At 51.0% G+C, this 24494-nt stretch carries 24 protein-coding genes; 16 read left to right on the top strand and 8 right to left on the bottom strand.

The window, feature by feature from the left end; all coding sequences use genetic code 11:
- Window positions 1–3: 3 nt before the first annotated feature.
- The 5 genes from L1N85_RS10460 (at window position 4) to L1N85_RS10480 (ending at window position 2827) form a co-directional block, all read left to right on the top strand.
- On the top strand, window positions 4–1197 hold the full coding sequence (locus L1N85_RS10460; RefSeq protein WP_235237508.1) for an MFS transporter: 1194 nt from the start codon (window positions 4–6) through the stop codon (window positions 1195–1197).
- 15 nt (window positions 1198–1212) lie between these two features.
- The gene (locus L1N85_RS10465) at window positions 1213–1821 is read left to right on the top strand and encodes a TVP38/TMEM64 family protein (protein ID WP_235237509.1); all 609 of its coding nucleotides are present in this window, start codon (window positions 1213–1215) and stop codon (window positions 1819–1821) included.
- A gap of 10 nt (window positions 1822–1831) precedes the next feature.
- The gene (locus L1N85_RS10470; protein WP_235237510.1) at window positions 1832–2251 is read left to right on the top strand and encodes a zinc ribbon domain-containing protein; all 420 of its coding nucleotides are present in this window, start codon (window positions 1832–1834) and stop codon (window positions 2249–2251) included.
- 112 nt (window positions 2252–2363) lie between these two features.
- Window positions 2364–2507 carry a hypothetical protein gene (locus tag L1N85_RS10475; protein WP_235237511.1) on the top strand — a complete coding sequence of 48 codons (144 nt, stop codon included), beginning with the start codon at window positions 2364–2366 and terminating at the stop codon, window positions 2505–2507.
- Between the two features lie 23 nt (window positions 2508–2530).
- Window positions 2531–2827 (top strand): transposase, encoded by a 297-nt coding sequence (locus tag L1N85_RS10480; RefSeq protein WP_235237512.1) that lies wholly within the window; start codon window positions 2531–2533, stop codon window positions 2825–2827.
- 497 nt (window positions 2828–3324) lie between these two features.
- Here the strand turns inward: L1N85_RS10480 and L1N85_RS10485 are convergent, their stop codons facing one another.
- The 3 genes from L1N85_RS10485 to L1N85_RS10495 form a co-directional block, all read right to left on the bottom strand.
- Window positions 3325–4386, bottom strand: coding sequence for an FUSC family protein (locus L1N85_RS10485; RefSeq protein ID WP_235237513.1), 1062 nt, complete (start codon window positions 4384–4386; stop codon window positions 3325–3327).
- On the bottom strand, window positions 4383–5510 hold the full coding sequence (locus L1N85_RS10490) for a hypothetical protein (RefSeq protein ID WP_235237514.1): 1128 nt from the start codon (window positions 5508–5510) through the stop codon (window positions 4383–4385). Before L1N85_RS10490 ends, L1N85_RS10485 begins: the two co-directional genes overlap by 4 nt.
- 72 nt (window positions 5511–5582) lie before the next feature.
- Window positions 5583–7331: an ATP-binding protein gene (locus L1N85_RS10495; RefSeq protein ID WP_235237515.1), complete on the bottom strand. Its 1749-nt coding sequence runs from the start codon at window positions 7329–7331 to the stop codon at window positions 5583–5585.
- A 204-nt stretch (window positions 7332–7535) separates the two neighbouring features.
- Between L1N85_RS10495 and mscL the strand changes: the two genes are divergently transcribed.
- Together mscL and L1N85_RS10505 are read left to right on the top strand one after the other, a co-directional pair.
- Window positions 7536–7994 (top strand): large-conductance mechanosensitive channel protein MscL, encoded by a 459-nt coding sequence (gene mscL / locus L1N85_RS10500; RefSeq protein ID WP_268818226.1) that lies wholly within the window; start codon window positions 7536–7538, stop codon window positions 7992–7994.
- Window positions 7987–8622, top strand: a complete 636-nt coding sequence (locus L1N85_RS10505; protein ID WP_235237516.1) for an NUDIX hydrolase — start codon at window positions 7987–7989, stop codon at window positions 8620–8622. Before mscL ends, L1N85_RS10505 begins: the two co-directional genes overlap by 8 nt.
- Before the next feature lie 660 nt (window positions 8623–9282).
- On the opposite strand, the gene L1N85_RS10510 is transcribed toward L1N85_RS10505, so the two are convergent.
- Entirely contained in the window at window positions 9283–9708 is a 426-nt protein-coding gene (locus L1N85_RS10510) for a hypothetical protein (protein ID WP_235237517.1), read from the bottom strand.
- Window positions 9709–9951: 243 nt separating this feature from the next.
- Here L1N85_RS10510 and L1N85_RS10515 point away from each other — a divergent pair, with 243 nt between their 5' ends.
- The 5 genes from L1N85_RS10515 (at window position 9952) to L1N85_RS10535 (ending at window position 14577) form a co-directional block, all read left to right on the top strand.
- Window positions 9952–10848 (top strand): manganese catalase family protein, encoded by an 897-nt coding sequence (locus tag L1N85_RS10515; protein ID WP_235237518.1) that lies wholly within the window; start codon window positions 9952–9954, stop codon window positions 10846–10848.
- Window positions 10849–10956: 108 nt separating this feature from the next.
- The gene (locus L1N85_RS10520; RefSeq protein ID WP_235237519.1) at window positions 10957–11604 is read left to right on the top strand and encodes a TraX family protein; all 648 of its coding nucleotides are present in this window, start codon (window positions 10957–10959) and stop codon (window positions 11602–11604) included.
- Window positions 11605–11677: 73 nt separating this feature from the next.
- Window positions 11678–11896, top strand: a complete 219-nt coding sequence (locus L1N85_RS10525) for a hypothetical protein (protein WP_235237520.1) — start codon at window positions 11678–11680, stop codon at window positions 11894–11896.
- 186 nt (window positions 11897–12082) lie between these two features.
- The gene (locus L1N85_RS10530; protein ID WP_235237521.1) at window positions 12083–13756 is read left to right on the top strand and encodes a GMC oxidoreductase; all 1674 of its coding nucleotides are present in this window, start codon (window positions 12083–12085) and stop codon (window positions 13754–13756) included.
- Between the two features lie 44 nt (window positions 13757–13800).
- The gene (locus tag L1N85_RS10535) at window positions 13801–14577 is read left to right on the top strand and encodes a hydroxypyruvate isomerase family protein (RefSeq protein ID WP_235237522.1); all 777 of its coding nucleotides are present in this window, start codon (window positions 13801–13803) and stop codon (window positions 14575–14577) included.
- Window positions 14578–14673: 96 nt separating this feature from the next.
- Here the strand turns inward: L1N85_RS10535 and L1N85_RS10540 are convergent, their stop codons facing one another.
- The 3 genes from L1N85_RS10540 to L1N85_RS10550 all read right to left on the bottom strand — a co-directional run bounded on the left by L1N85_RS10540 (window position 14674) and on the right by L1N85_RS10550 (window position 17935).
- The gene (locus L1N85_RS10540; protein ID WP_235237523.1) at window positions 14674–15126 is read right to left on the bottom strand and encodes a GNAT family N-acetyltransferase; all 453 of its coding nucleotides are present in this window, start codon (window positions 15124–15126) and stop codon (window positions 14674–14676) included.
- 265 nt (window positions 15127–15391) lie between these two features.
- On the bottom strand, window positions 15392–16387 hold the full coding sequence (gene mgrA, locus L1N85_RS10545; protein ID WP_235237524.1) for an L-glyceraldehyde 3-phosphate reductase: 996 nt from the start codon (window positions 16385–16387) through the stop codon (window positions 15392–15394).
- A gap of 102 nt (window positions 16388–16489) precedes the next feature.
- A complete protein-coding gene (locus tag L1N85_RS10550) occupies window positions 16490–17935 on the bottom strand; it encodes an HD-GYP domain-containing protein (RefSeq protein ID WP_235237525.1) in 1446 nt (481 codons plus the stop codon).
- Window positions 17936–18254: 319 nt separating this feature from the next.
- On the opposite strand from L1N85_RS10550, the gene L1N85_RS10555 reads away from it, so the two are divergent.
- Together L1N85_RS10555 and L1N85_RS10560 are read left to right on the top strand one after the other, a co-directional pair.
- Window positions 18255–19424: a foldase protein PrsA gene (locus L1N85_RS10555; protein WP_235237526.1), complete on the top strand. Its 1170-nt coding sequence runs from the start codon at window positions 18255–18257 to the stop codon at window positions 19422–19424.
- A 400-nt stretch (window positions 19425–19824) separates the two neighbouring features.
- The gene (locus tag L1N85_RS10560) at window positions 19825–20697 is read left to right on the top strand and encodes an aldose epimerase family protein (RefSeq protein WP_235237527.1); all 873 of its coding nucleotides are present in this window, start codon (window positions 19825–19827) and stop codon (window positions 20695–20697) included.
- A 69-nt stretch (window positions 20698–20766) separates the two neighbouring features.
- On the opposite strand, the gene deoC is transcribed toward L1N85_RS10560, so the two are convergent.
- On the bottom strand, window positions 20767–21453 hold the full coding sequence (gene deoC, locus L1N85_RS10565) for a deoxyribose-phosphate aldolase (RefSeq protein ID WP_235237528.1): 687 nt from the start codon (window positions 21451–21453) through the stop codon (window positions 20767–20769).
- Between the two features lie 149 nt (window positions 21454–21602).
- On the opposite strand from deoC, the gene L1N85_RS10570 reads away from it, so the two are divergent.
- The gene (locus tag L1N85_RS10570; RefSeq protein ID WP_235237529.1) at window positions 21603–22430 is read left to right on the top strand and encodes a purine-nucleoside phosphorylase; all 828 of its coding nucleotides are present in this window, start codon (window positions 21603–21605) and stop codon (window positions 22428–22430) included.
- Between the two features lie 273 nt (window positions 22431–22703).
- On the top strand, window positions 22704–24371 hold the full coding sequence (locus tag L1N85_RS10575) for a GGDEF domain-containing protein (protein WP_235237530.1): 1668 nt from the start codon (window positions 22704–22706) through the stop codon (window positions 24369–24371).
- Window positions 24372–24494: the final 123 nt, after the last annotated feature.

Here is a 24494-nt window from a genome sequence, read left to right on the forward strand (position 1 = left end):
TCCGTGCGCTCAGATCATAAGGTTTGGTTTGGAGCGGAGATGCAACTAATCTCCGTTATATTGTTTTTTGTGGAGTTTGTCCGGGGAGCTGTGCTCGTTAGTCTGCTGCCGATCTACGGCGCCAAAACATTAGGTCTTGCACCCGATGTCATCGGCGCCGCCATTTCCGCCCATTACATAACCGATACCTTGCTCAAAATGGCCATTGGCTATTTGCTGGACCGGTTCTCCATCCGCATCGTCGTCCAAACGGGACTAATCCTGTCGCTTGCTGGTGTTTATTTGCTGCAATTCGCCGAGCTGCCTTGGATGTTCATCGGCGCGGCCGCCCTTTACGGCATCGGCATGTCTCCGATTTGGATTGTCTGCCTGACGAAGGTATCGGAGAAGCAGCGCGCCACCCAGATGGGCCTGCTGTATACCATTTGGATGGTCGGGCTGGGCAGCGGACCGATCGTATGTAATATTTTACTCGACTTCAACGTATCGTTTACGTATCAACTGCTTGTCACCATGTCGGTGATCGCCTGCCTGTTGACGCTGTTCATGAGCAAGGAAAGAGCCGTTACGCCCAGCCGCTTGCCCCTTCGCGAGCAAATGTCCATACTGAAGGGAAGGCTGAGCCGGATGAAGCTTCTGCTGCCGGGGATGATTTTGCAAACGATGGGCGCGAGCATGCTCGTTCCGATTTTGCCGGGCTTCGCCGATCGGGAGCTCGGACTTTCCGGCGCGCAATATTCCATTTTGCTTACGGTTGGCGGAATATGCGCGGCGGCAGGACTTATTCCGATGGGCAAGCTTTCAGACAAGCTTGGCGGCCGGAAGTGGTTTCTCGTCGCAGGATTTTGCACATTCGCAATCGGATTATACATGCTGGCATGGGGCCTTGCATTCTGGTATTGTTTACTTATAGTCGCTGTGCTTGGCTTATCCTATGCCGCGATTCAGCCCGCTTGGAATGCGCTGCTTGCAGCCTATGTGCCTCCGAAACAGGAAGGTCTGGGCTGGGGCATACTGTCCACCTTTGAAGGAATCGGAGTCATGTTCGGCCCCCTTGCCGGAGGTTTTATCGCGGCATGGAACGGCGAAACCTCCGTATTCTGGACGAGCGCCGCTCTGTTCGGGCTCATCGGCGCCTTTTATTTATGGTTTCCCTTTCAAGCCTTCGCGGCTAGCGAAGAAGCTACAAACAAGTAGAACGGAGTACAATTTATGGACGATTGGCGCAATTGGCTGGAATATATTAAACATATGGATCTCGAATCGATTCAATGGACGCTGGAGAGCTATTCGCAATGGGGGCCGCTTCCCGGCCTGCTGCTTCCGATGATCGAATCCTTTCTCCCCTTCCTTCCGTTAATTCTTATTATTGCGGCCAACGCTAACATATACGGCCTCGGTTTTGGATTTTTGTTCTCATGGATCGGCGTGTCGGCGGGAGCGGTGACCGTTTTTTGGCTTAGCCGCACGCTTGGGCGCAACTTCAAAGGCTGGCTCGAGAGACGATTTCCGAAGTCGGAGCGGTTCTTCAATTGGGTGGAACGCAAGGGCTTCACGCCGCTTTTCCTGCTGGCCTGCTTCCCGTTCACGCCGTCTGTTGTCATTACCGTCGTCTCCGGCCTCAGCAAGGTGCCCTTTCATACGTTTCTGCTGGCCACTCTGCTCGGCAAATCCGTTATGATATTCAGCATTTCACTAATCAGCTTTGATATCGGCAACCTTGTCAACGAGCCATGGCGTATTTTCGTCACCATTACAGCGGTACTCGTCATGTGGTTCGGCGGTAAAATGCTGGAGTCTCGCTATCAGGTGAATGGATGAGGTGGCGCAAATGATTTTTAATGAAAACACGGGCTGGGAAGCGCAGATGCATATGGCGATTCATCATACAGAATCCAACTGGGCGGCGCAGCAAGCGCTGCCCTTAGTTACTTGGCTCGATATCGGGGCAACCGCAATCGTGCTTGCTATAGCCGGCGCGCTGCTCGGAGGCATGTTCCTGTTCGTTCGGATTGCCTCCGACGATTCCGACAGGTATAAGGAGCTGAAGGAAATCGTCGAGACCCTATTCGGCACGCCCGCCCATCTGCTGCAGCAGCCCGAAGGCTCCGCAGGCGACGATTCGGCCAAATCCGGGACGGCTGCTGCAGCCGCGACTGTATCGCCATTCTCCGAGCCTTGTCCCGCATGCGGCGAAACGGTTACCGAGCGCGACTCCTTCTGTCCCTCCTGCGGACTGCGATTATTATAAGCCTTCAAATGTCATCCCGCCGAACTCATACATTTCTTCCTTTTGTGGCAAACTGTTGAGGATCTTCTCGTGAAGACAAAGCTAATAATGAAAACCTCAGGAGGATGACCGCATGACAGACAAACTTCCATCCGCTCTGCAACAAAAGGCCAGCAAGGCGCAATCCAAAGCTGACCGTCATGAAGCCAGCAAACAATTGGCCAGCGAGCTGCAGTCAGAAGCCGATCGCGCGGCGGTTCCCAAGCACGGATTATAAGCACAGGAAGGTTGGTTGACACGATGAGCAATCAAAATCATAATGAAATGCATCCGATGTCCGGCGAGCCGGTCGAGGTCGAGGGCGTTTACAAAAACGAATGGGGCCGCGAAGAAAAACTCAAGCGCGGCGATGTGTTCCCGGCCGATCTGATGCTGGGATCGACGGAATGGGAGCTTGTCGAACTCCAATTCAACAATCATCACAAAGGACATACCGATCCTCGTCTGGTGCCTCATGATGACGACGACAACCCGGAAGCACATATGCAGCACCCTCGCCGCCACGAGGGCAGCAATAAAACCCGCGACAAACAATAGCTAGAAGCGTGTAGCAACTGCAATTGTATTAGCAGCAGAAATAGCGATTGCGACAAGCTATATTAGCAGAAAGCATCAGCTAACAACAGCAGTGTGCAACTACTGCAAGACTACTGCAAGGATCAGCTGCATGCAGCACCCAGGCAAAAAACAGCAAGCGGGAGCGCCGTACGGCGAAATTCCGGCCTGCTGTTTTTTGCTGCACAGTCTTTTTTTAACATTCTGTCCCAAGATTCTGACCCTCTTTTTGTAACGGACATCTAACACTTCTTCGTGTAGCCCTGAGAGGATAAAAAAAGCCTGTTCCAGAAGTTTATTGTACTATAGCTTCCATTTAGCTTCACCGCTAGCATCCACTCTTCTTTTGTATATTATCGTCCATTTTCGTGCGTCGTATAGTGTTCTATACTGGATTTGTACAGTAACTTCACCCTCCCAAGCTACTTTTGGCGCGCTATACTGGATTTTTAAACGTTTTTCGTAGTGAAATGCTCCCGCTAAGCCAGCTCCTCCTCCGGACCCGCAGTCTCGCGCTTCGCGTGCTCCTCCCGCTGCTGCACCTGATCGAGCAGCTTCTCCAAGCGGCGCAGGTGATATGCATATTCGAAAATGCCCGAAGCGACAAATACTAGACGCTTGTGCTCATCGGGATCCTCCATGATGTAGGCGGTCAAGTCCTTGACCAGCCGATCCTCGCGCTCCTCCTCCGGCTCAATGGACGCATGCGGTTTGATTTTATCCTCGGCCTTAAGCAGAATGTACTCGTGGTATTTCGTCAAATCCTCGATTTGCCGGTCGAAGCGCTTGGCCCATTCTCCGGCGCTAGGGGATGCAAAATAATGCTCCTCCACGACATCAAGCAGATCCGCCCCTTTTTGCAGCGTCTTGATCATTTGATTGGATACGAGCAGTTGCCGCGCATGACTGGTCTTCGTTCGCGCCAACAATTTCCGTTCCTCTTCGAACACTAAATAGCGCTCCTCCAGCTTGCGCAGCGTCCCATGCAGCTTGTCCTTTTCCCGGTGGAATATATGCTCCTTCATCTCATTGGAGATCGCAGTCCGAAGCAGCAAAGAGAGCTGAGTGTACGCCTGATGCACCTGCACCGTGAATTGCTTGCGCGGCCGGGGCGGAAAGACGAGCACATTGACCGCGAAGGAAGAGCCGATACCGGTCAGAACCATCCAGAACCGTTCGATAGCCACATCCCAGCCTTGCCCGTTCGCTTCCATAATGGCAACGACGGTCACTAGCGTCAGACTGATCGTGCTTTCCATTTTTAAACGAATGCTTATGAGAATAACGACAATACAGACGAGACCGACGGCGATCGGCGTATGTCCGAACAGACGAACTGCCGCGAGCGCTATGAGGGCGCCCAGCAGGTTCGTTTGCACCTGATCCGCCACGCGCTGCCAGGATCGGTAGATCGACGGCTGAATCGTGAAGATGGCTGCCACGGCGGCAATAAGCGGTGACGCAAAGCCGAATATTCCGCTTAAGTAGATCGCTAACGCGACGGCCATCCCCGTCTTTAACACTCTTGCGCCTATCGTCATGTCGCTTCGGCCTCCGTCACCTGCAGCACCGCAGAGGCCGACTCCCTGCCATTCACCCAAAGCGTCAGGCGGTGGGTGCCGCTGTAATGCTTGCGTGTCGTCAAATCGGCGAATCGATGCACGCGTACTCCCTCAAAGACTTCACCGCCGGCATATTCGCGGTCTGACAGCAAAAACCGTTTAAGCGACGTTTTGCCGCCCGATTTCACAAAATCGATCCCGTACTCGATTCGGAGCTTCACCCGTTCTCCCTCGCGCAGCTGCACGCGATAAAGCAAGGCCGCCTCTCCGCCGACCGGAACGGCAGACGGATTCACCTTCAATGCAGCCTCGGCAACGAGCGGCAAAACGTCCTCGCCTTGCTCCGCATGCGCCGTATACCCGAACAAGGCCATGATCCGCGGATTCGACTTTTTAATCAGCGTACGACAGCCGTGCCGCACGATCCAATCGGTTCTATCATTCACGCCGAACCAGGAAGCGGCCAAACCGGCCACAAGCTCGGGATGATCCTTGGCTATATCATTGATATTATTCGCCACGCTCTTGCGAACGTAAAGGGACGGATCGCACTTCAGCTTGTCCAATATCGGAATGATCGGCAATGGATCGCGCTTAAAGAGCGGAAGCGCCTGTGCCCAAGGCAGACGCGGCCTGATGCCTTCGCTGGCAAGCCGCCTTACGTGCTCATTCGGATGGTCAGCCCATTCGAGCATTTGGAAAACCAGCCGTTCGGGGTCAGCCAATATAAACGGTCTAATCGCGAATTCGGACGTCGAATAGGCCGTAAATCTCTCGAGCGCCGCTAACGAACGTTCCCAATGACGCGACTCCATCCCGAATACCTCTACAAAATCCGGAAAAACCAAATAAGGAAGACCGGTGCACTTCTCATCGATTCGATATAAAATCGTCAGCGCATCTTCATAGGCCTGCGGCAAAGCAGCGCCGAGAGCCTCCGTTATCCTTCTCATGCGAGCCTTCAGCTCCAGTTGCTCCCAGTCGCCTTCTCTAACGGCGGCTGCAAAGGCCGCCTCATCGAAAGGGCTCCACGCCGTCTTTAGCAGAGCAGCGAATTGTTCTATAAATGTTCCGTCGTATATCGCCTTAAGCGGTTCCGCCAACGTTAATCCCCTCCTCCAGCTATTATATAGAAAAAAGCCCAGAAACGCTCCATCAGGAGCGCCTCCGGACATTCATTCTTGAGGCCGGGTGTACGGCAAACGAATAATAAAGGTCGTTCCTACTCCCATCTCGCTTTCGGCCGTTATGCGGCCTTGATGGTTATCTACGATCTTGTAGGTGACCATTAATCCGAGACCCGTTCCCTTATCTTTTGTCGTATAGAACGGTTGTCCAAGGGTGGACAGCTGCTCTCTCGACAGGCCGGTGCCTTCATCCCGAATGCGAATGATGACCTCTCCCGCTTCGTCCTGCGACATATAGATGGCGACAACGCCCCCGCTTTGCATCGCTTCAATTGCATTTTTGATCAGATTTATGAATACCTGCTTTAATTGATTTTCCACGCCCATGACCCACAGCGGCCGATAATCGGCGTGAAATTCAATGATGACGTTATGCAGGATTGCCTGCGTATTTAGCAGGGTGACCGTATCCGCCATAATGCGGCACGCGTCCTTCGGCGCGAAATCATAGACCTGCGGCTTGGAGAGCATAAGCAGCTCGCTTACGATCGATTCAATGCGAACAAGCTCCGATTTCATAATATCATAAAAATGCTGGCTGTTTCCCCGTCCTGAGCTCATCAGCTGCAGGAAGCCTTTCAAGGATGTGAGCGGGTTGCGAACTTCATGCGCGATACCGGCAGCCAATTGCCCGGCAATGTACAGCTTCTCTGAATTAATAAGCAGCTCCTCATTTTTCTTGCGTTCAGAGATATCGCGAATGATAACCTGCTCAATTTGTTTGCCCGAGAAGGCGGTGCTGGCTCTTATCATTTCGGTATGCAGCAGCGTTCCCTTCACGGACCGCCACTGCAGCTCCATCGGCTTCGCAGGCATAAACTCGTCCGCATGCCCTTCCTTGAGCCAGTCTTCCATTATCTGATGATACTTCTCGTCCATTAGCTCATAAATGCAGGTGCCGATGATCTCCTTATCGCTCTGCACCTCGAACATGCGCAAACCGGCACGGTTCATATACTCCCACTTTCTGTCGCTGATTAAAACGATCATATCCATGGAGTTTTCTACAAGAAGCTTATATCTTTCATTGATCTGGCGGTATTTATTGGCCGCGAGCCACGTCGTGAGGCTAAAGCTGAGGATGATCAAGGCGGACACGCCAAGCAAGAAGGCAAACAGCAGCAAATAGTTATTCATAAGGTCTGCCGTGAAAAGATCCTTATATTCAATATCCAGCGCATGTATCCCCAACTGATGCATCAGCATGTTAGAAAATCCGAGCGCTAAGCTGCTTTTCAGCAAATATTTAGCCTTTTTCCGCTCCAGCCAATAGAAGGTGACATACGCCCCTGCGAAGCTGACCGAGTAGGAAATGCCGTATAGAAGCCAGTTCATATGCAGCAGCTTAAAGGAATCCGACAGCATCGACATGTAATGGAGCATCGTAGCTCCAAACGCCATCAGGACCGTGCTGTACAGGTATCTTCCGCTCGAAAGCGCCTCTTTCTTCCAAACAAGCAAAGCCGCGTAAATCATAACGCTGCAGCCAATCAATACAAGGAACATTCTCCAATTCATTACAATTCGATGATCGGAGGCCAACAGAGAAACGACATGCATCGTCCAAAGGCCCAGTCCAAACACGGCAGCGCCGCCTATAAACCAGTTGAAGTGATAGGCTCTTTCCCCAGACTGCGGCTGTTCAATCATATGAAGCATCGTGTAGGAGGCATAACACATGATAACGAGCGAAAGGATCAAAAAATAAGGATTTCCGGAAAGGATAGGGTAATTCATGATACTCCTTCATTGCGTTGAATTTCAGTGCAAATACTCAAATTCGACAATTTCCTTTAAAATCCTTTTTATTTTCTCTGTTTTTTTGCAAATTTTTGTCAGAATGTGTCCAGAGTTTCTCTTCTCCTCAACTTCGGCTATTATAGTAAAAGAGGCTCGAACAGATACGGGCAATAATAGAACCAATTGATAGGAGAAGACAAGATGAAAATCGTCAAAGAGTTTAAAGAATTTGCAATGAAAGGCAATGTCATTGACCTCGCAGTCGGGGTGATCATTGGAGGAGCATTCGGCAAAATCGTTACATCCCTCGTAAACGATATCATTATGCCGCCAATCGGAAGACTATTGGGCGGAGTAAATTTCAAGCATTTGAAGTTTTACCTTGTAGACACAACCGAATTGACAACAGATTCAAAATCAACTGCCGCAGCCATCGCATACGGTAATTTCATTAACGTATTGCTGGACTTTCTGATCGTAGCTTTCTGTATATTCCTGCTCGTGAAGGTCATCAATGTGCTGCGCCGCAATGAGAAGAAGGAAGCGGCGCCTGCGGAGCCGACCGAGAAGGATTGCCCTTACTGCTTGTCCAAGGTGCCGGTCAAGGCAACTCGCTGCAGGCACTGCACGTCCCAGCTCGAGGCAGCCGCTCATGGCTGAAGAGCGGTTCGACATATATGATGAGCAGCTTCGCCACATGGGCACGGCCACACGCACCGAGACGCATGCGAGAGGCCACTGGCATCGCACCTTTCATTGCTGGCTGACCAGACGGGAAGGGAACCGCCGATTCGTGCGGTTCCAGCTGCGCCAGGCCGGCAAGGATACGAATCCGGGCTGCTATGATATAACCGCTGCCGGACACCTGGCTGCAGGCGAAACGATGCGAGAGGCGATTCGCGAGCTCGAGGAGGAGCTTGGCGTATCCGCCGAGTTCGAGCAGCTTATACCGCTCGGACAAATTCGCGAGGAGGCTGGCGGCGAAGTAAACGGCGCCCTGTTCATCGACCGCGAGATTAGCGACGTGTTCGCCCTTGTTTGCGAGACCCCGTTGACGGAGCTGCGGCTGCAGCCCGAAGAAGTGGCCGGCGTATATGAGGCTGACCTTGACGAGCTGATTGCGATGTTCGAGGGCTCGCTAACCGAGGCTGCGGCGATCGGCGTTGAGCTATCCGATGCGGACGGACGGCCCGTACCTGCGCAGCGAGTCGTAAAGGCCGGCCAATTCGTGCCGCGAGACCCTTCCTATTACGTAAGCGTCCTGCGGAAGCTGTACGGCTGTACGTAATTTGAGCGCCGATACCGTTTGACGGCCCCCGGAATCCCCAGGCCCGCTCCCAAATGGCATACCACTGATCAATTAACCCATGTATGTTATAAAACTCCGTGTGGCGCGGCGCAAGGTAATTAGCGCCGCAGCTCCGCGGAGCGGCCAAAAGGGGCTATTCCAACTAAAATACACCTCAACCAACTCGCTAAATTGGATTTATGCAACACTCTCCACCATTAGACTAAGAAATAGATCTAATACCACCAAGCTAGCCCATTCAGCAAATTTAGATCTAGAAACTAGACTTAATTCGTCGCTCCTCCCCCCAAACGGCGTCAAATGCACAGCACTATCCAAAATTAGTCTAGGAAATAGATCTAATCCCGCCAAGCTGGCCCATTCAGCAAATTTAGATCTAGAAACTAGACTTAATTCGCTGCTCCTCCCTCCAAACGGCTTCAAAAACACAGCACTCTCCAAAATTAGTCTAAGTAATAGATCTATTCCCGCCAAGCTAGCTCATTCTGCTAACTTAGATCTAGAAACTAGCATTCCCACTCTTATGCGCCATTTAACGTCCCATCCGGCGAGCTATATTTATGATCGTTCGGCAATAATACGAAAGGACTGCCCGAAAGCAGCAATTTGCTCCTTTTAAGACAGTCCTTCTTGAATAAATTAGTACCAGTATTTGCGGCCGCAAGGATCTTCTACTCTTTTGATGCAAATATCGAACGTTACCGTTACATCTTTATAGCGTCCGAATGCGCAGCAAATTCTGACGCAATCCTTATCGTGAGTACAGAAGAAGTCCACAACGCGACAATCGCAATCCAGTAAACTTTGAACGGCTCTAGCATCGCGGCAACGAATCGCCTTCACTAGCTTTTCCGCAACATTTTCATTTTTAAGCTGTTTAAAAATGTCGCTTAATTCCTTGCCTGCTTCCTGCACGCCCTCGACAGCCGGGTCTTGCTTATGCTTATGACCGCAGCTTTTATGATCGTCTTTGTATTTGCAGCTAGAATAAGAAACGCGAGCGCGGCTAGTCGTTTTGCTTTTGGATTTAACACTGCGGACTTTCATTTTTAAATTGGATGACATTGATTTCCCCCCTCTCTTGAACATACTCTATTCTATGCCGCTTTAGGAGTGTGGTATGGACGACTAATCCCCGTCAAACGTTGAAATCCATCAGATATCATTTCATTGCATATAACCCTGCGGCCTCAGACGCAACGATTCGACAGAAGGTTGTCCCTTTTGACATTGACGGTCTACGGCTGCGACAGCCGACATACATATGAATGGAAAAGGCATTGTCGATGGAAAGAGGTGAGCAGACTCGTGATAGAACGAATAAATCGGCTTCAGGTGGAGCTTCCGCCATCCCCTTATGCGGATGCGAATGCGGCGGCGGCAGTTCAAGAGCTGCTTGGCGGAAAATACGGGGAAATGTCCACATTAAATAACTATATGTATCAATCGTTTAATTTTCGGGAGCGGAAAAAGCTTAAACCGTTTTATGATCTTGTCTCCAGCATAACGGCCGAGGAGTTCGGCCATGTGGAGCTCGTATCCCATACTATTAATATGGTGCTTACGGGGAGCACCCATCCCGGCGATCCGAATTCGGCGCCGCTGAAGGAAGGCGTAAATAAGCGCAACAGCTATTTCTTCATCGCAAACGCTCAAACGTCAATGCCCGGCGATTCGATGGGCCGGGCCTGGACCGGCGACAACGTATTCAGCAGCGGCAACCTCGTGCTGGATTTGCTGCATAACTTCTTCCTGGAATGCGGAGCGCGAACACATAAGATGCGTGTCTACGAAATGACTGATCATCCGACCGCGCGTGCGATGATTGGCTATTTGCTTGTACGAGGCGGCGTCCATGTGCTCGCGTACGCCAAGGCGCTCGAAATAGCCACGGGCGTAGACGTGAAGAAGCTCATTCCAATCCCTGATCTTAGCAACAACAGCTTCGAGACCGCCCGCAAGTATGAAGCCATGGGGATTGGCAACAAGCTTTATACGTTCAGTCCAAACGATTATAAGGATATTGTCCTCATTTGGAATGGTCAAAATCCGCTTACAGGAGCGAAGCTTGAGGTTATTCAAGGATCGCCGCAAGGGGCGCCTATGCCCGATTTGAGCGAGGTGCCGGAGGAGTTCGCGCCGGGAATATCGCAGGAGGATTTCATCGAAATCGCCCGCCGGCTGCAGAAGAATGCCGGTCTGTAGCCGCATATGGAACCATGGAGACCTCCCTAATCGCGCCAAGCGACCCGGAGGTCTTTCTCTTCATCATTTTGTCAGCCCCTTATGGTATACTAAGTGCAACAAGCTAAAATGAAGGTGAGCTCCATACAATTTCTAGCCATGCTGACAATGCTTATTGATCATATCGGTCTTATCTGGTTCCCGCAGGACCCTGTATGGAGAATCATTGGACGTCTGGCCATGCCGTTCTATGCATACGCTATCGTGCTTGGTTACTTCCGCACCAGTGACATGCAGCGTTATTTAAAGCGTTTGGCTTTCATCGCCCTCCTCTCCCAGCTGCCCTATCAACTCGCCTTTCATCAGCTTGAAGTGAACACAGCAGGTTCCCTGTTCATGTGCCTCCTGCTGCTGGTCCTTCTTGACAAGTGGAAGGAAAAGCGCGTCACCCCTTACCTGGCCGCCGCCGGCTTCATGCTATTGCTCGAGACCTTGCCGTTCAGCTACGGCGCGTATATCGTCATTCTCGTTCTTATTTATCGTTATGCCGCAGCACAGTGGATGACTTTGTTTCACTTCTCGCTTAACGTGGTAAGTTTTATGGTAAAGGGCTGGTTCATTCAGCTCTTCAGCTTGTTCGCAACCATGCTCTTCGTCTATACGCCCGATTTCATGAGCAGCGCAGGCAAAATCCGGATACCCCGAATCATTTGGCGCAGCTTTTACCCGCTTCATCTATTCATTCTTGCGGTCATCCGCTGGGCGATAAGCAGCTAATAGCTGTTCGAGGTCCAGCGGCTGCTTCAACTAGATTTGTTAGAAAGGAAATCGATCGGAGGTGTAATAGGAAATGATGAAAATCGTTACCTTCAAAAGTCGTTCTGTCCCTGTCTATTACCTTAACGAACAATCCGCAGCTGTAGATATGCTTCATCATAAATTGTACGAATTGGAACTGGACTTTGATTTCCGCAAAAAATGGAGACGGATCAAATCCGTTGAAATGGTGCGCGATGTGGCTATTTTTCAGTATAACGACGGCACAAAGCTTTATCTTGAAGTTTGTTAACCATATCGGCTATGAGAATCTTCCTCAGAATGACGCGAGGAAGATTTTTTTATATTATGCGACTTTGCTCGTCAAGGCAGGATCGATACATAAGCGGTATAGGACATATTTCAAATAGCATATATTCAATTGAATTGACACCTGCATCCCTATATCAAAATTTGCGTCGAAAGGATAGGTGAATGGATGAGAATCTACCTTGCCCATGACGGGGATACGCTGCGAACGATTTCACAAAAATATGACATTGCCATCGAGGATCTGCTTTCGTGGAATCCGGTCATTGCATATCCCGATCTGAACGTGGCTGGTATGCAGATCCGTTTCCCTTCGTCTCCCCCCGGTTCGTCCACGCTGCCGAATGAGCCCTTCTGCGACATTCCGGCTCCTCTCGGTCCCGGACAATATTTGGATCAGTGGATTCCGCTCACGCCGCTGGAGAAGATGGCCCAAACGGATTATGATGTAATCATTGTGGGTACGGGGCCCGGAGGAGGCGCTGTTCTCTGGAGATTATGCGAGCAATGGAGAAAAAGCGGCAAGCGAATCGCAATCGTCGAAGCCGGCGATCTGGTATTGCCGACTAATGCGCAAAATGTGCCAACCTTAAACGGCGACCGCTTATACCGTTTTATGAGAAACCCCAAGCTTTGGAAGCCTATAGCAGCAGCAAAGCCGAGCGGCACGGGCGATCTTTCGTTGTCTGCGTCGGCGCAGCACTATTTCGAGAACTATATCGGGTTAGGCGGAAGAAGTATTTTTTGGAATGCGGTCACTCCTCGTATGCATCCGCTTGATATTGCGCAGTGGCCCGTTTCTTCGGCGGAGATGGACCGCTATTACACGATAGCCGAGCAGATCATGACCATTTCCCAAGACTACAGCAAAAACTCTTCATTTTCAGAAATCCTCCTAAACCGCCTGCTGAGCAACGGATTTCCCGAAACCGTTCCCCAACCGTTAGCAGCAGACATGCAGCCAACCAAATACGGCTATATTCGCTCCAATGTATTTTTCAGCTCTATGGCATTTTTTGCCTGGGCTTTAAGCTTTGGGAGCTTTGACCTGGCGGTGAAAGCCCGCGTGACTAAGGTGCTTGCCGACAACGGGAAGGCAGTTGGCGTGAAGGTGATAACCAGGGATAAACAGACGTATGACCTGAAAGGGAAAACCGTCGTTTTATCAGCCAGCACGTTCGAGACGCCGCGCATATTGCTTTATTCCGGCATTCCCGGAAGAGCGATCGGCCATTATTTAACGACACATTCCAGGGTGAACGGCATTGGAACTATTCAAACCGCTGATTTTCCGGAGACACTGGGGGTACTAGCTCTATTAATTCCACGTACGGCAGAACATGAATACCAAATTCAGATAGGCGCATCTTATTTTGACTATTTGTATGAATTAAAACCTATGCTTGAGCAAGCAAATCTCGGATATGGCGCTTCCGGTGTAGTCGAATCGCGGTATGAGAATTATGTTGCACTGAACCCGCTCAGAGTGGACGAATATGGCGTTCCTGAACTGGAAGTCCAATTCTCGTACAGCGCCAAAGACAAGGAAGTGATTCGACGGATGGGCGAAGGAATTAAGCGGGCAATGGCTGCCTCGCAAGCGACGTTAACATCAGTTTGTACGCTTGCTACCGGTCTGGTATACCATGATATGGGAACTTGCCGGATGGGTTACGACCCTGCCGCTTCCGTAACCGATCCGTACGGTCAGGTCCACGGTGTGCAGGGCCTTTATGTAGCGGACAACAGCGTAATACCGACGAGCGGTGCGGCGAACCCTACGCTCACAACCGTCGCTCTGGCCATTCGCACAGCGGACTATTTGATGAAGCAACTCCGGTAGAAGCAGATCGGAAGTCATTTTACAAGAAAGTGGAGGGGATGTAGATGCAATTTTCCGTTTCCATCGATGCCGTGTATTCAGGCAGAGATTTTGTCAAAAGCATGCAAGAGATTAAACGAGCAGGTTTTAACGCTTTTGAGTTTTGGAGCTGGTGGGATAAAAATCTGCAAGCGATTCAGGCTGCGAAAGAGGCGCTTCAACTTACGGTTGCAGGGATTGTGACCAAATACATCAGTTTGACCGACCCTTCCAAAAGGCAGGAATATATTGAAGGTGTCAAGCAAACGATTGCCGTTGCTCAGATGCTGGGATGCAACCACATTATTTCTCAGGTCGGACAAGAAATACCGGGCGTTCCCCGGGAGGAGCAGCACCGCAGCATTGTAGAAGGGCTGAAGGCATGCGTGCCTTTCCTGAAGCAGGCGGGAATTATGCTGGTGATCGAACCGCTTAATACACTGGTCGACCATCCAGGCTATTATTTATACAACTCCAAAGAGGCGTTTCAGATTGTTGACGAAGTCGGCAGCCCTTATGTCAAAGTGCTTTACGACATTTATCATATGCAGATAATGGAAGGGAATATCATTTCAACCATTACCCAAAATATCGATAAAATCGGGCATTTCCACGTGGCCGGAGTTCCCGGAAGACATGAGCCTTATACCGGCGAGCTCTATTATTTGAACATATTAAAAGCGATTGAGGCCACCGGGTTTAGAGGATATGTAGGGCTGGAATATTTTCCGGTGGAAGACGCTGCGTTGGGACTCATGAAGTTTGTTAACTGGGTAAAGTCCGGAGGCATTCGCTTAGACTGATCGATTTTAAACGGGAATCTTGAAAAAAGAAGTGCCACGTATCGAGAAAGCCGATGACATTATTGAGCTAGAGTTTCCAGTTAGTGAAGTCCTTCCCTATAAATCCTGAGATAATCGAACCATATCCCTACACTGTATCCCGTTCTCATAAATCTCATTTGGGTAATGCCTGATGAAAAAGTCTACATCAACACCAACAATTCTAAAGCCGCATTTTTGATAAAGGGCTAGTTGTCCTATGCCTGAGTTTCCTGTACCCATTTCTATTGTTTTATATCCTCTCGACCTGGCTGTTTGTATTGCATGCAACACTAACTGTTTCCCTATACCTCTACCATGCATCTCTTCCGCAACCGCAATGTTCACCAATTCAACCGTTTCAGGTCTTGTAGGTAAAAGTACGTAAATTCCAATAATTTGATTGTCATTTTCAGCTATAAAACATTCCCCTCTTATAACGTATTCCTCAACAAGTTTTCGAGAAGGGTCTGCTAATAACAGCAGTTCCATTGGGTAGTTTTCATTTGAATTTAGTTTTCTGATATTCAATTCTTTCTCCTTTAAGTCAGATGGCACTTCATATATGAATCGGATCAACATTTAAAATCGGCTTCGTTCATCATTATGTGATTTTATTCATATACATATAATGGAACCATAGTTTGTTTAACATGACTTATGCAGTTCGCGAGATTAATTGGCAATTGTGAGAATCTATGCTTGAATAAGCCGGTCGCTAAGTTAGGAGTAATACATAAGCGAGAAGTTATTGTATATATCCATCAAAGCGCTCTGGCTTTTTACCAGCTATATTCTATTCAGCGGCCAGAATCGATTCGATCCGGCTAAGCTCCCCGTCACTGAAATCCAGGCGGTTCAAGGCCGCGACATTGTCGTCGATTTGCTCGACCCGGCTCGCGCCGATTAAGGCCGAGGTTACTTTACCGCCTCTGAGTACCCATGCGAGCGACATCTGGGCAAGCGATTGTCCGCGCTCCTGCGCAAGCTCATGAAGCTGCTTGATCTTGTTCAGCTTGCTGTCCGTAATTTGATCCGTCTTCAGGAACACGCTTGGACCTGCCGCGCGCGAATCGGATGGGACGCCGTTCAAATAACGGTTCGTCAGCATGCCCCCGGCAAGCGGCGAGAATACGATCGAGCCGATGCCTTCCTGCTCCAGCACATCCTGCAGCCCGTTCTCGATCCAGCGGTTCAGCATCGAGTAGGAAGGCTGATGAATCAGACATGGCGTGCCAAGCTTCTTCAAAATGGCGGACGCCTCAGCCGTTTGCTCCGCGCTATAGTTCGAAATGCCGACATAAAGCGCTTTGCCCTGCCTCACGACATGATCGAGCGCGGCCATCGTTTCCTCAAGAGGCGTATCCGGATCCAGACGGTGGTGATAGAAAATATCGACGTAATCCAGGTTCATCCGCTTCAAGCTTTGGTCCAGGCTGGAGATCAAATATTTTCGGGAGCCCCATTCGCCGTACGGACCCTCCCACATATGGTAGCCCGCTTTCGTCGAGATGATCAGCTCATCGCGGTATGCGGCGAGATCCTGCCTCAGTATTTGGCCGAACGTTTCTTCAGCTGAGCCCGGAGGCGGACCATAGTTATTGGCCAAGTCAAAGTGGGTAATGCCTAGATCGAATGACCGGCGAACCATGGCCCGTCCGTTCTCAAGACGGTCAACGCCGCCGAAATTATGCCAGAGTCCCAGAGAAATAGCGGGCAGCTTCAAGCCGCTGCGCCCTAAACGGTTATACTTCATGCCTTCATATCGATTGTTCGACGCTGAATAAGTCATGTTCGAGATCCCCCATTTGATCGTTAGTATCGTGATTCCAAAAAAATGAAGCAAGCCTGCAGCTTCTATTGTAACGCTATGTCTCCGTAAAAGAAAATGCGGTTATTTCGCCAGCTTGCGCTCCAGCTTCAAATGCGGACTGCTCCGGATCGTCTCCTCAAAAAACGGCTGCTGCTCTTGGACCAGCTTCTGCCACGCTTCCACGCAGCGCGGATCAAAATGCCGGCCGCTCTCCTTCACGATAATGTCCATGGCCGCCTCATGCGACATCGCTTTGCGGTAGGACCGCGAGGAGGTTAGCGCGTCATACACGTCGGCAACGGCCGTCACGCGCGCGAGCAATGGGATTTGCTCGCCGGCCAGTTGGTCCGGATATCCGCTTCCGTCCCATTTCTCATGATGCGAGCGAATGACGGACAGCTCCTCCGGCATAAAGCCCAGCCGTTTGCACAAATCGTAGCCGGATACGGGATGCACCTCAATGACCTGCCGCTCCTCCGGCGTAAGCTTACCCGGCTTGTTCAAGATATGATCCGGTATTCGCAGCTTGCCGACATCATGGACGAGCCCGCCCTGCGCAATGGCGCGCAGCTCCGCGGGCGACAACGACAGCTCCTCCCCGAGTTTCAGCGCATACAAGGCAACCCGGTAATTGTGGCCTGCCGTATACGAATCGCGGGCCTCCGTCGTCATGACCAGCTCTCTGACGCTGGTGGACATATACGTATTGATCCAATCCCTCGGATTTGCCCGGAACATCAGCCTGACCGATGCCGTTATGGATCTGGAGCTGACATATTGATTGATGATGCCTGCGACCATAATAATAACGGAGGCAAGCAGTAAGAAGTGATACAGCCACCAGCTGGCATTCCAGGGTTGACCGCTTACGATGATGAGCTGGGCGATGATCATCCAGCCCGTACTGTATACGACGGATAGCTGCAGAGGAAACCTGGAGGACAAATAAGTCTGCAAATACCGGTACATCGTCCATCCGTTCATGCCGACTATGAAAATCGTAAAATACCATTTTGCCGGCGATTCTTTCAAATGGAAATAATGAGTGAAGTCCGGGAATAACCATAAAAATACGCAGAATGCGAACAGCATCAGCGTCCATATCGGAAGCAGCAGCCGCTGCCATTGCGCGAACCGCTTGATAAGCGGCTGATCGACCGAAACCGAGGATAACCATAGCCACACGACAGCCAGAATCACGCTAAGCTGAGCGGCGCTGCCTGAAATGCCGGAATGATGCATGAGAAAGCCAGGGGTAGACAAGCCGTGCAGGACGAACATCGCTGCCAGCGACACATAGGACAGCGACAGGAAGCTAATCTTGATGTTGCGCAGCTGAATCGCCACGATTCCGACTGCGACCGCGAGCGCAAGCGCAAGCCCGGAAACGAGACTAACGATATAAAAATGCTCTTGCGGCGCATTGATGCTCTTGTCGATTGCCGATTCCCGCAGCAGCGCGTAGCCAAGCAGCGGGACGAGCATCGATACGATCAACCTTGTGAAGACCCCCGTATTTTTATGCAAGCGTATTTCCTCCTACATTTCATTCATAATAAATAATCGTGAACATACCGCCTGTCGGCTCAATCGGATAAGGGTTGTAAAATGGTCAGAATATGGGAATGATAAGATGAAGCTTTCCCGGCTGCCGCGAATCGTGTAGGATAATGTTGGATTATCTTTTTACACTATCATATCATCCCTCCCGCTTCCTATAAATAGTGAAGTTAATGCGTGCGGTATTTGCCTTAAGCCAGCCACATTTTTATTTTAGATTAAGGTTTTTTCGATTCCATTTTGTTATAGTATGGGAAGTACGGCAAAATCGAAGGGAGTTCATGGAATGAATAACAATGAATCGCAGTCCAAAAAAGACGCAGAAGAGAAAGTGACTGCGAAAGAAGAGCTTTACACGTACGACAATGCGGAACAGCAGAATCAGCTGTCCGAACAGGACGCTGCGATTGAGAAAGAGCTTCAGAAGGAAGCAGCGGAAGAACAGCCGGAGGCTTCGAATGACGAGATCCGCGCGGCGGCAGCCTCTTCGAATCCGGAAACGGTACAGCAGGCGCCCGGCGGAGGCAGCGGCAAAATATGGATCGCCATTTCCGCCATTCTCGCTATTTTGCTGGTGATCGTTCTAATCAAGCCGCCATTCGGAGGAAGCAGCAACGAAGCCGTTGCAACCGTCAATGGCGTCAACATAAGCAAAGACAAGCTGTACGATGCTTTGGTTCTTGCGGGCGGCGAGGCAACGCTGGAGAACATGATTACAGAAGAGTTGATCAACCAGGAAGCAAGAGCTGCCAGCGTTGAGGTTACGGATGCTGATGTCGATGCCGAGATCGACATGATCAAGAAAAATTTCGGATCGGACGAGGAGTTCAATAACACACTCGCTCAATATAATATGACGCTGGACGGCTTGAAGAAGGATACAAAGATCAACTTAACGATCCGCGGAATTTTAGAGCCTAGGACCGACGTGACGGCGGAAGAGATTCAGCAATTTTATGATGCAAACAAAGAATCGCTAGGCACGCCTGAGCAAGTACAAGCCTCCCACATCCTCGTAGCTACGAAGGAAGAAGCGGATGCGATTCTCGCCGAGCTGAAGCAAGGCGGAGACTTCGCAGCTATCGCCAAGGAGAAATCCACGGATCCGGGCTCGAAGGACAACGGCGGCGATCTTGGATTCTTCGGCAGAGGGGCTATGGTTCCTGAATTCGAAGAGGCGGCTTTCGCTCTGAAGGTGAATGAGCTGAGCGGCGTTGTCCAATCGCAGCACGGTTTCCATATCATTAAGAAAACGGCTGAGAAAGCAGCGGTCGTACCCACGTTCGAAGAGAAGAAGGAAGAAATCCGGACGCAGCTTGTCGCTACGGAAGCGAATGAGCTGTCCGAAGCATGGATGACTGAAATCCGCGGGAAAGCGAAGATCACCAACACGCTTGCGCCGGAACCGGCAACGGCTCCTGAGGACGCAGCGACAACCGAGAACGCTGTAGAATAAAGCGCGAAGAAGGCGGAAGCTCCCTTTTGATCGATTAGATCTTAAGTGGGCTCCGCCTTTTTTTTGGCAATCCGCGCATGAAAAGATGACTCGGCGCATAAAATGCGAAAGCCGCCTTTCGCTCGGAGGGAGGAGCTTGGGGCGGCTCGCTTCAGAAATTAAAAAGTATCTCTCTGAAGCTACTATATACTATTCTATTAATCCGAATTGGCGCGGATATTTGATTTACTAGATTCGACCATTTTGAAACGCGCATTTTACCTGCTGCCGTTGGCGTACAGCTGGCTGATGACAGGGAGAGCAAAACGCCCCTATAGGCTGAATACCTGGGCGCTTTGCGCGAGGATTGTGATATGATTAATTTAAATGGTTTGCATTTAATCAATTGGAGGGAACGAAAGTGAGCAATTACGAAGTACGCAGCTATCAGGATACGTATACCTTGTATGAATTAACGGAACAAAGCACCAACTCGCGCGTGCTGGTATGTCCGGAGCGGGGCGGGATCGTTACCGGCTGCCAGCTGCACGGGCTGGAGCTGTTTTATTTGGACAAGTCCACGTTTGAGAACCCTGCCGCCAATATCCGCGGCGGCAATCCGATATTGTTCCCGATCTGCGGCCAGCTGGAGGAGCAAGCGTACGAGTGGAACGGAAAAACGTACAAAATGGCCAATCACGGCGTCGCCCGTACCGCGGTATGGGAAGCAGCCGGCACTCGGACGGAGGGCGAGGCTTCGATTACGATTAGGCTGCAGAGCAATGAGCAGACGCTGGAATCCTACCCTTTTGAGTTCGAGCTGCTGTTCACCTACGTACTGAAGGACGGCCAATTACATACACGCCAGCAATACCGCAATTTAGGCGAGTCTGAGGCGATGCCTTTCTACGCGGGCTTCCATCCTTATTTCGCAATTGACTCAGGTAAACGGATCGCTTATGAGTCGGATGCGACTCGCTATGTCGACTACAATGACAATGAGGAGAAGCCATTCGACGGGGTCATTGATCTGGAGGGACTCGTGGAATCCGTCTGCCTGCTCGATACGAAGAAAAGTGAGATTTCGTTCCCGGGTGCAGAAGGCGCCCGCGTGCGTCTGATTTATGACGATGTATTCAAATACATGGTGCTGTGGTCGGTGCAGGATCGTCCCTTCGTGTGCGTGGAGCCATGGATGGCCATGACCGGAGAGCTAAATCGCCAAGAGGAGCTCGTTATGCTGGAACCCGGCAAGGAGCTGCGCGCTAACGTGACAATCAGCGTCGAGCGCTAACCTTGGCTGTAAAATCATCGGAGTAAATGTAATGGTGAACTCCCTTCAATCAGAGTTCGAACACCCCAACTAGTACCCCTCACCCTGGCCGCCGGTTACGATGGCGATGCCGGAGCTTGCGCCGATGCGGGTTGCGCCGGCCGCGATCATTTGAAAGGCTGTTTCGCGGTCGCGAACGCCGCCGGATGCTTTGACGCCAAGGTCAGGGCCTACCGCGCGGCGCATGAGCGCGATATCCTCCACAGTAGCGCCTCCTTTGCCGAAGCCGGTTGACGTCTTCACGAAGTCCGCGCCTGCTTTTTTGCAAATTTGGCTTGCCGTTACCTTCTCTTCGTCCGTCAGTAGTCCGGTCTCCAATATGACCTTCAGCACCGCTTGTCCCTTTACAGCAGCGGCCACGCCTTCGACATCACGCTGCACGCCTTCCAAGTCTCCCGATTTCAGCAGGCCGATATTCAGTACCATGTCTACTTCCGTCGCGCCATCCGCGATTGCAAACTTCGCTTCAGCCGCCTTCGAGGAGGTTGTCGTCGCTCCTAACGGAAAGCCTGCAACCGTCGTAATGCCTACTCCCGAGCCCTTCAGCTCTTCTGCTGCCGTCGCAACCCAGCCCGCATTCACGCAAACCGTCGCGAACTTGTACTGCTTCGCCTCCCGGCAAACCTGCAAAATCTCTTCCTTTGTTGCATCCGCCTTCAAAATCGTGTGATCGATCATCGCGGCTATTTCCGCAGACGTATAATTGATACTGCTCATTAATGATTCCTCCGCTTCATTCCCTAGTATATTAAGTTACATTATACGAAGCTTTATTCGAAACAACAACGCCCCCTTGTCCAAACCGCCGTTTGTTTACTTTTGTTCATTCCGTACGCTATGATGGTTATAAAGGAGGTTCATCCCCCATGGAGAATATATTTAGCAAAATAAACGAAGCGGCTGCCTACCTGCGTGATCGGCTGCAAACGAAGCCGCAAATCGGCCTTATTCTCGGCTCGGGCCTAGGCGTTATGGCTGACGAGGTTACCGAACCGATCGTCATTCCTTACGGGCAAATCCCTCACTTCCCCGTCTCTACGGTAGAGGGCCACTCCGGCGAGCTCGTGATCGGCCGGCTCGAAGGCAAAACCGTGCTCGTCATGAAAGGCCGCTTTCATTATTATGAAGGCTATTCCATGAAGGAGGTCGTCTTCCCCGTCTATGTGATGAAGCAGCTCGGCATAGAGACGCTGCTCGTTACGAATGCGGCAGGCGGCATGAACCGCTCTTTCGCTGCCGGCGATCTGATGCTGATTACCGACCATATTAACCATACAGGCAGCAACCCGCTCATGGGAGCCAACATTCCTGAGCTGGGGCCGCGCTTTCCGGATATGTCGCAGGCTTATAACCGCGAGCTTCGCTCCATCGTCGCCGCCCAAGCAGAAGCGCTTGGCATTAAGCTGCAGCAAGGCGTCTATGTCAGCATCAGCGGTCCTGCCTACTGCACGCCGGCCGAGCTCTCGATGATGGCCGGATGGGGCGCCGATGCCGTCGGCATGTCAACCGCGCCGGAGGTCATCGCGGCGAATTACGCTGGAATCCGCGTGGCCGGCATTACTTGCATTACCGACATGGCAATCGGCGATGAGCTTGAGCCGCTGACTCATGAGCAGGTCGTTCGCGTAGCCGAGCAAGCACGGCCGAAATTCATTTCGCTCGTAAAAGCGTCGGTCGGAGCCATAAGCGTATAACAAGCGTAAACGACTGGCGCTGCGCACGAACCGTTAGCTGCGGTTGTTCGCAGCTCGGTTCTGTGCCGTCCTTTGTCGGCTAACACTACGGGAAGCGCCTAAGAGTCTACGACTTTTGGCACTTCCTTTTATTTTTCACTAACGAACTTTGTTGAAAAAAGTCAGTTCTATGTAATTATTGGTTGTATTTTGTAGACAAAAGGGTGCGGCTGATCTATTCTGTACTATAGGATACATCCGTGTCCAGTTCCTACAATAGGAGAGGTGCCAAGCTTGACCCTAATCCCGAAATCAAACCGCGATGCGGACCTGTTCCGCAGTTCTTTCCATTACGCGCCAATCGGCATGGCCTTAGTTGAATTAGAAGGCCGCATAATGGCCGTTAACCCCTCGGCTCTAGCCATGTTAGGCTATGAAGAGCAAGAGCTATATTGCAAAACCTACGCACAAATTACACATCCGGATGATCTCGAAAAAGGCCTCCTTTATACGAAGCAGCTGCTAGAAGGTGAAATAGATACGTTTCAGCTTGAGAAAAGATATGTCCATAAATCGGGAAAGCTCGTTAACGTGCTGTTAACTGTCTCGATTGTCTACGATGAGCAGGGCGTCCCGCTTCATTTCATTTCGCAAATGATGGATATAACGGAAAAGGTAAAGGCGAAATCCGAGGTGAAGCAGCTTAACCGTCGTATTTCGAATATTTTGGAAAGCATCTCGGACGCCTTCTTCTCGCTCGACAAACAATTCCGCTTCATCTATGCGAACAAGGCGGCCTCCAAGATGTTCAGGCGCAGCGAGGCGCAGCTAATCGACCATGTCATGTGGGACGTTTTTCCTTCCTTGGTCGGGACAATAAGCGAGAACGAATTCCGGCTCGCGATGGAATCGCAGCAGCAGCGAATGTATGAGCAATTTATTCCGCAATATAATCAATGGTTTGAGGCGAACGTATACCCGTCCGAGTTCGGGCTGTCAGTTCATTTCCGCGAGGTAACGGAGCGGAAGCGCACGGCGGATAAGCTGCAGGAAAGCGAGAAGAGCTTCCGGCTGCTGGCCGAAAATTCCAGCGACATGATCTCGAAGCATAGCCGCGACGGCTCCTACACGTACGTCTCTCCTGCCTGCTACCTCCTTCTCGGTTACCGGGATGACGAGCTGATCGGACGAACGCCAGCCTTCATCTGCCATCCCGATGACAAGCAGCGATTATATGAGAATCAGGAGCTTATCTACGATCAAATGGACGCAAACACGATTAGCTATCGGCTGCGCCGGAAGGACGGCACATACCGCTGGTTCGAAACGACGAGCCGGGTCGTGTTTCATGAGGAGGATCGGACCCACACGCTGGTAGCTGTTTCCAGAGACATTACGCCTCGCAAGGAGATTGAACTGAAGATGCTGGAGCAGTATCAAATTTTGCATGCGCTCTCGCATATCGATGAATTGACGAACATTGCGAATCGCCGCACCTTCGAGGAAACATGGAACCAGGAGTGGAAAGATGCGCTGCACCACGATATGCCTATTACGCTCATGCTTTGCGACATCGACGATTTCAAGACATTCAATGACACCTTCGGGCATCAGAAGGGCGACGAATGCCTGCGGCAAATCGCCTCTGCCATGCGGAAGGCGCTGAAGCGTCCGCTCGATATCGTCGCCCGCTACGGCGGCGAGGAGTTTGCCATTATTTTGCCGCAAACGAGTCAGGAGCGTGCGGCCACCATTGCTGAGCAGCTTCGCGAGGCGGTTCAACGCTTGCAAATCCCCCATTCCGAATCAACCGGCAGACCTTACGTCACCATCAGTCTCGGCTCAGCGACCTGGAAGCCCGAATATGCCATCACGCAGGATGGACTGTTCACGCTCGCCGATCAAGCGCTCTATCAAGCGAAGCGCGAGGGCAAGAACAGGTACGCAGCAACAATAGAATGAAGCTCGCCGCCGTAGCTATAAAGCATACGGTCGCGGGCTTTCTTTATTTACGAACTCTAATATACATTTCTAAAATACCGATTTATACTATAGGTAATGTGTACTAGACATATAGATTCCGTG

This window comes from Paenibacillus alkaliterrae, from assembly GCF_021532375.1.
GTDB classification, from domain to species: domain Bacteria; phylum Bacillota; class Bacilli; order Paenibacillales; family Paenibacillaceae; genus Pristimantibacillus; species Pristimantibacillus alkaliterrae.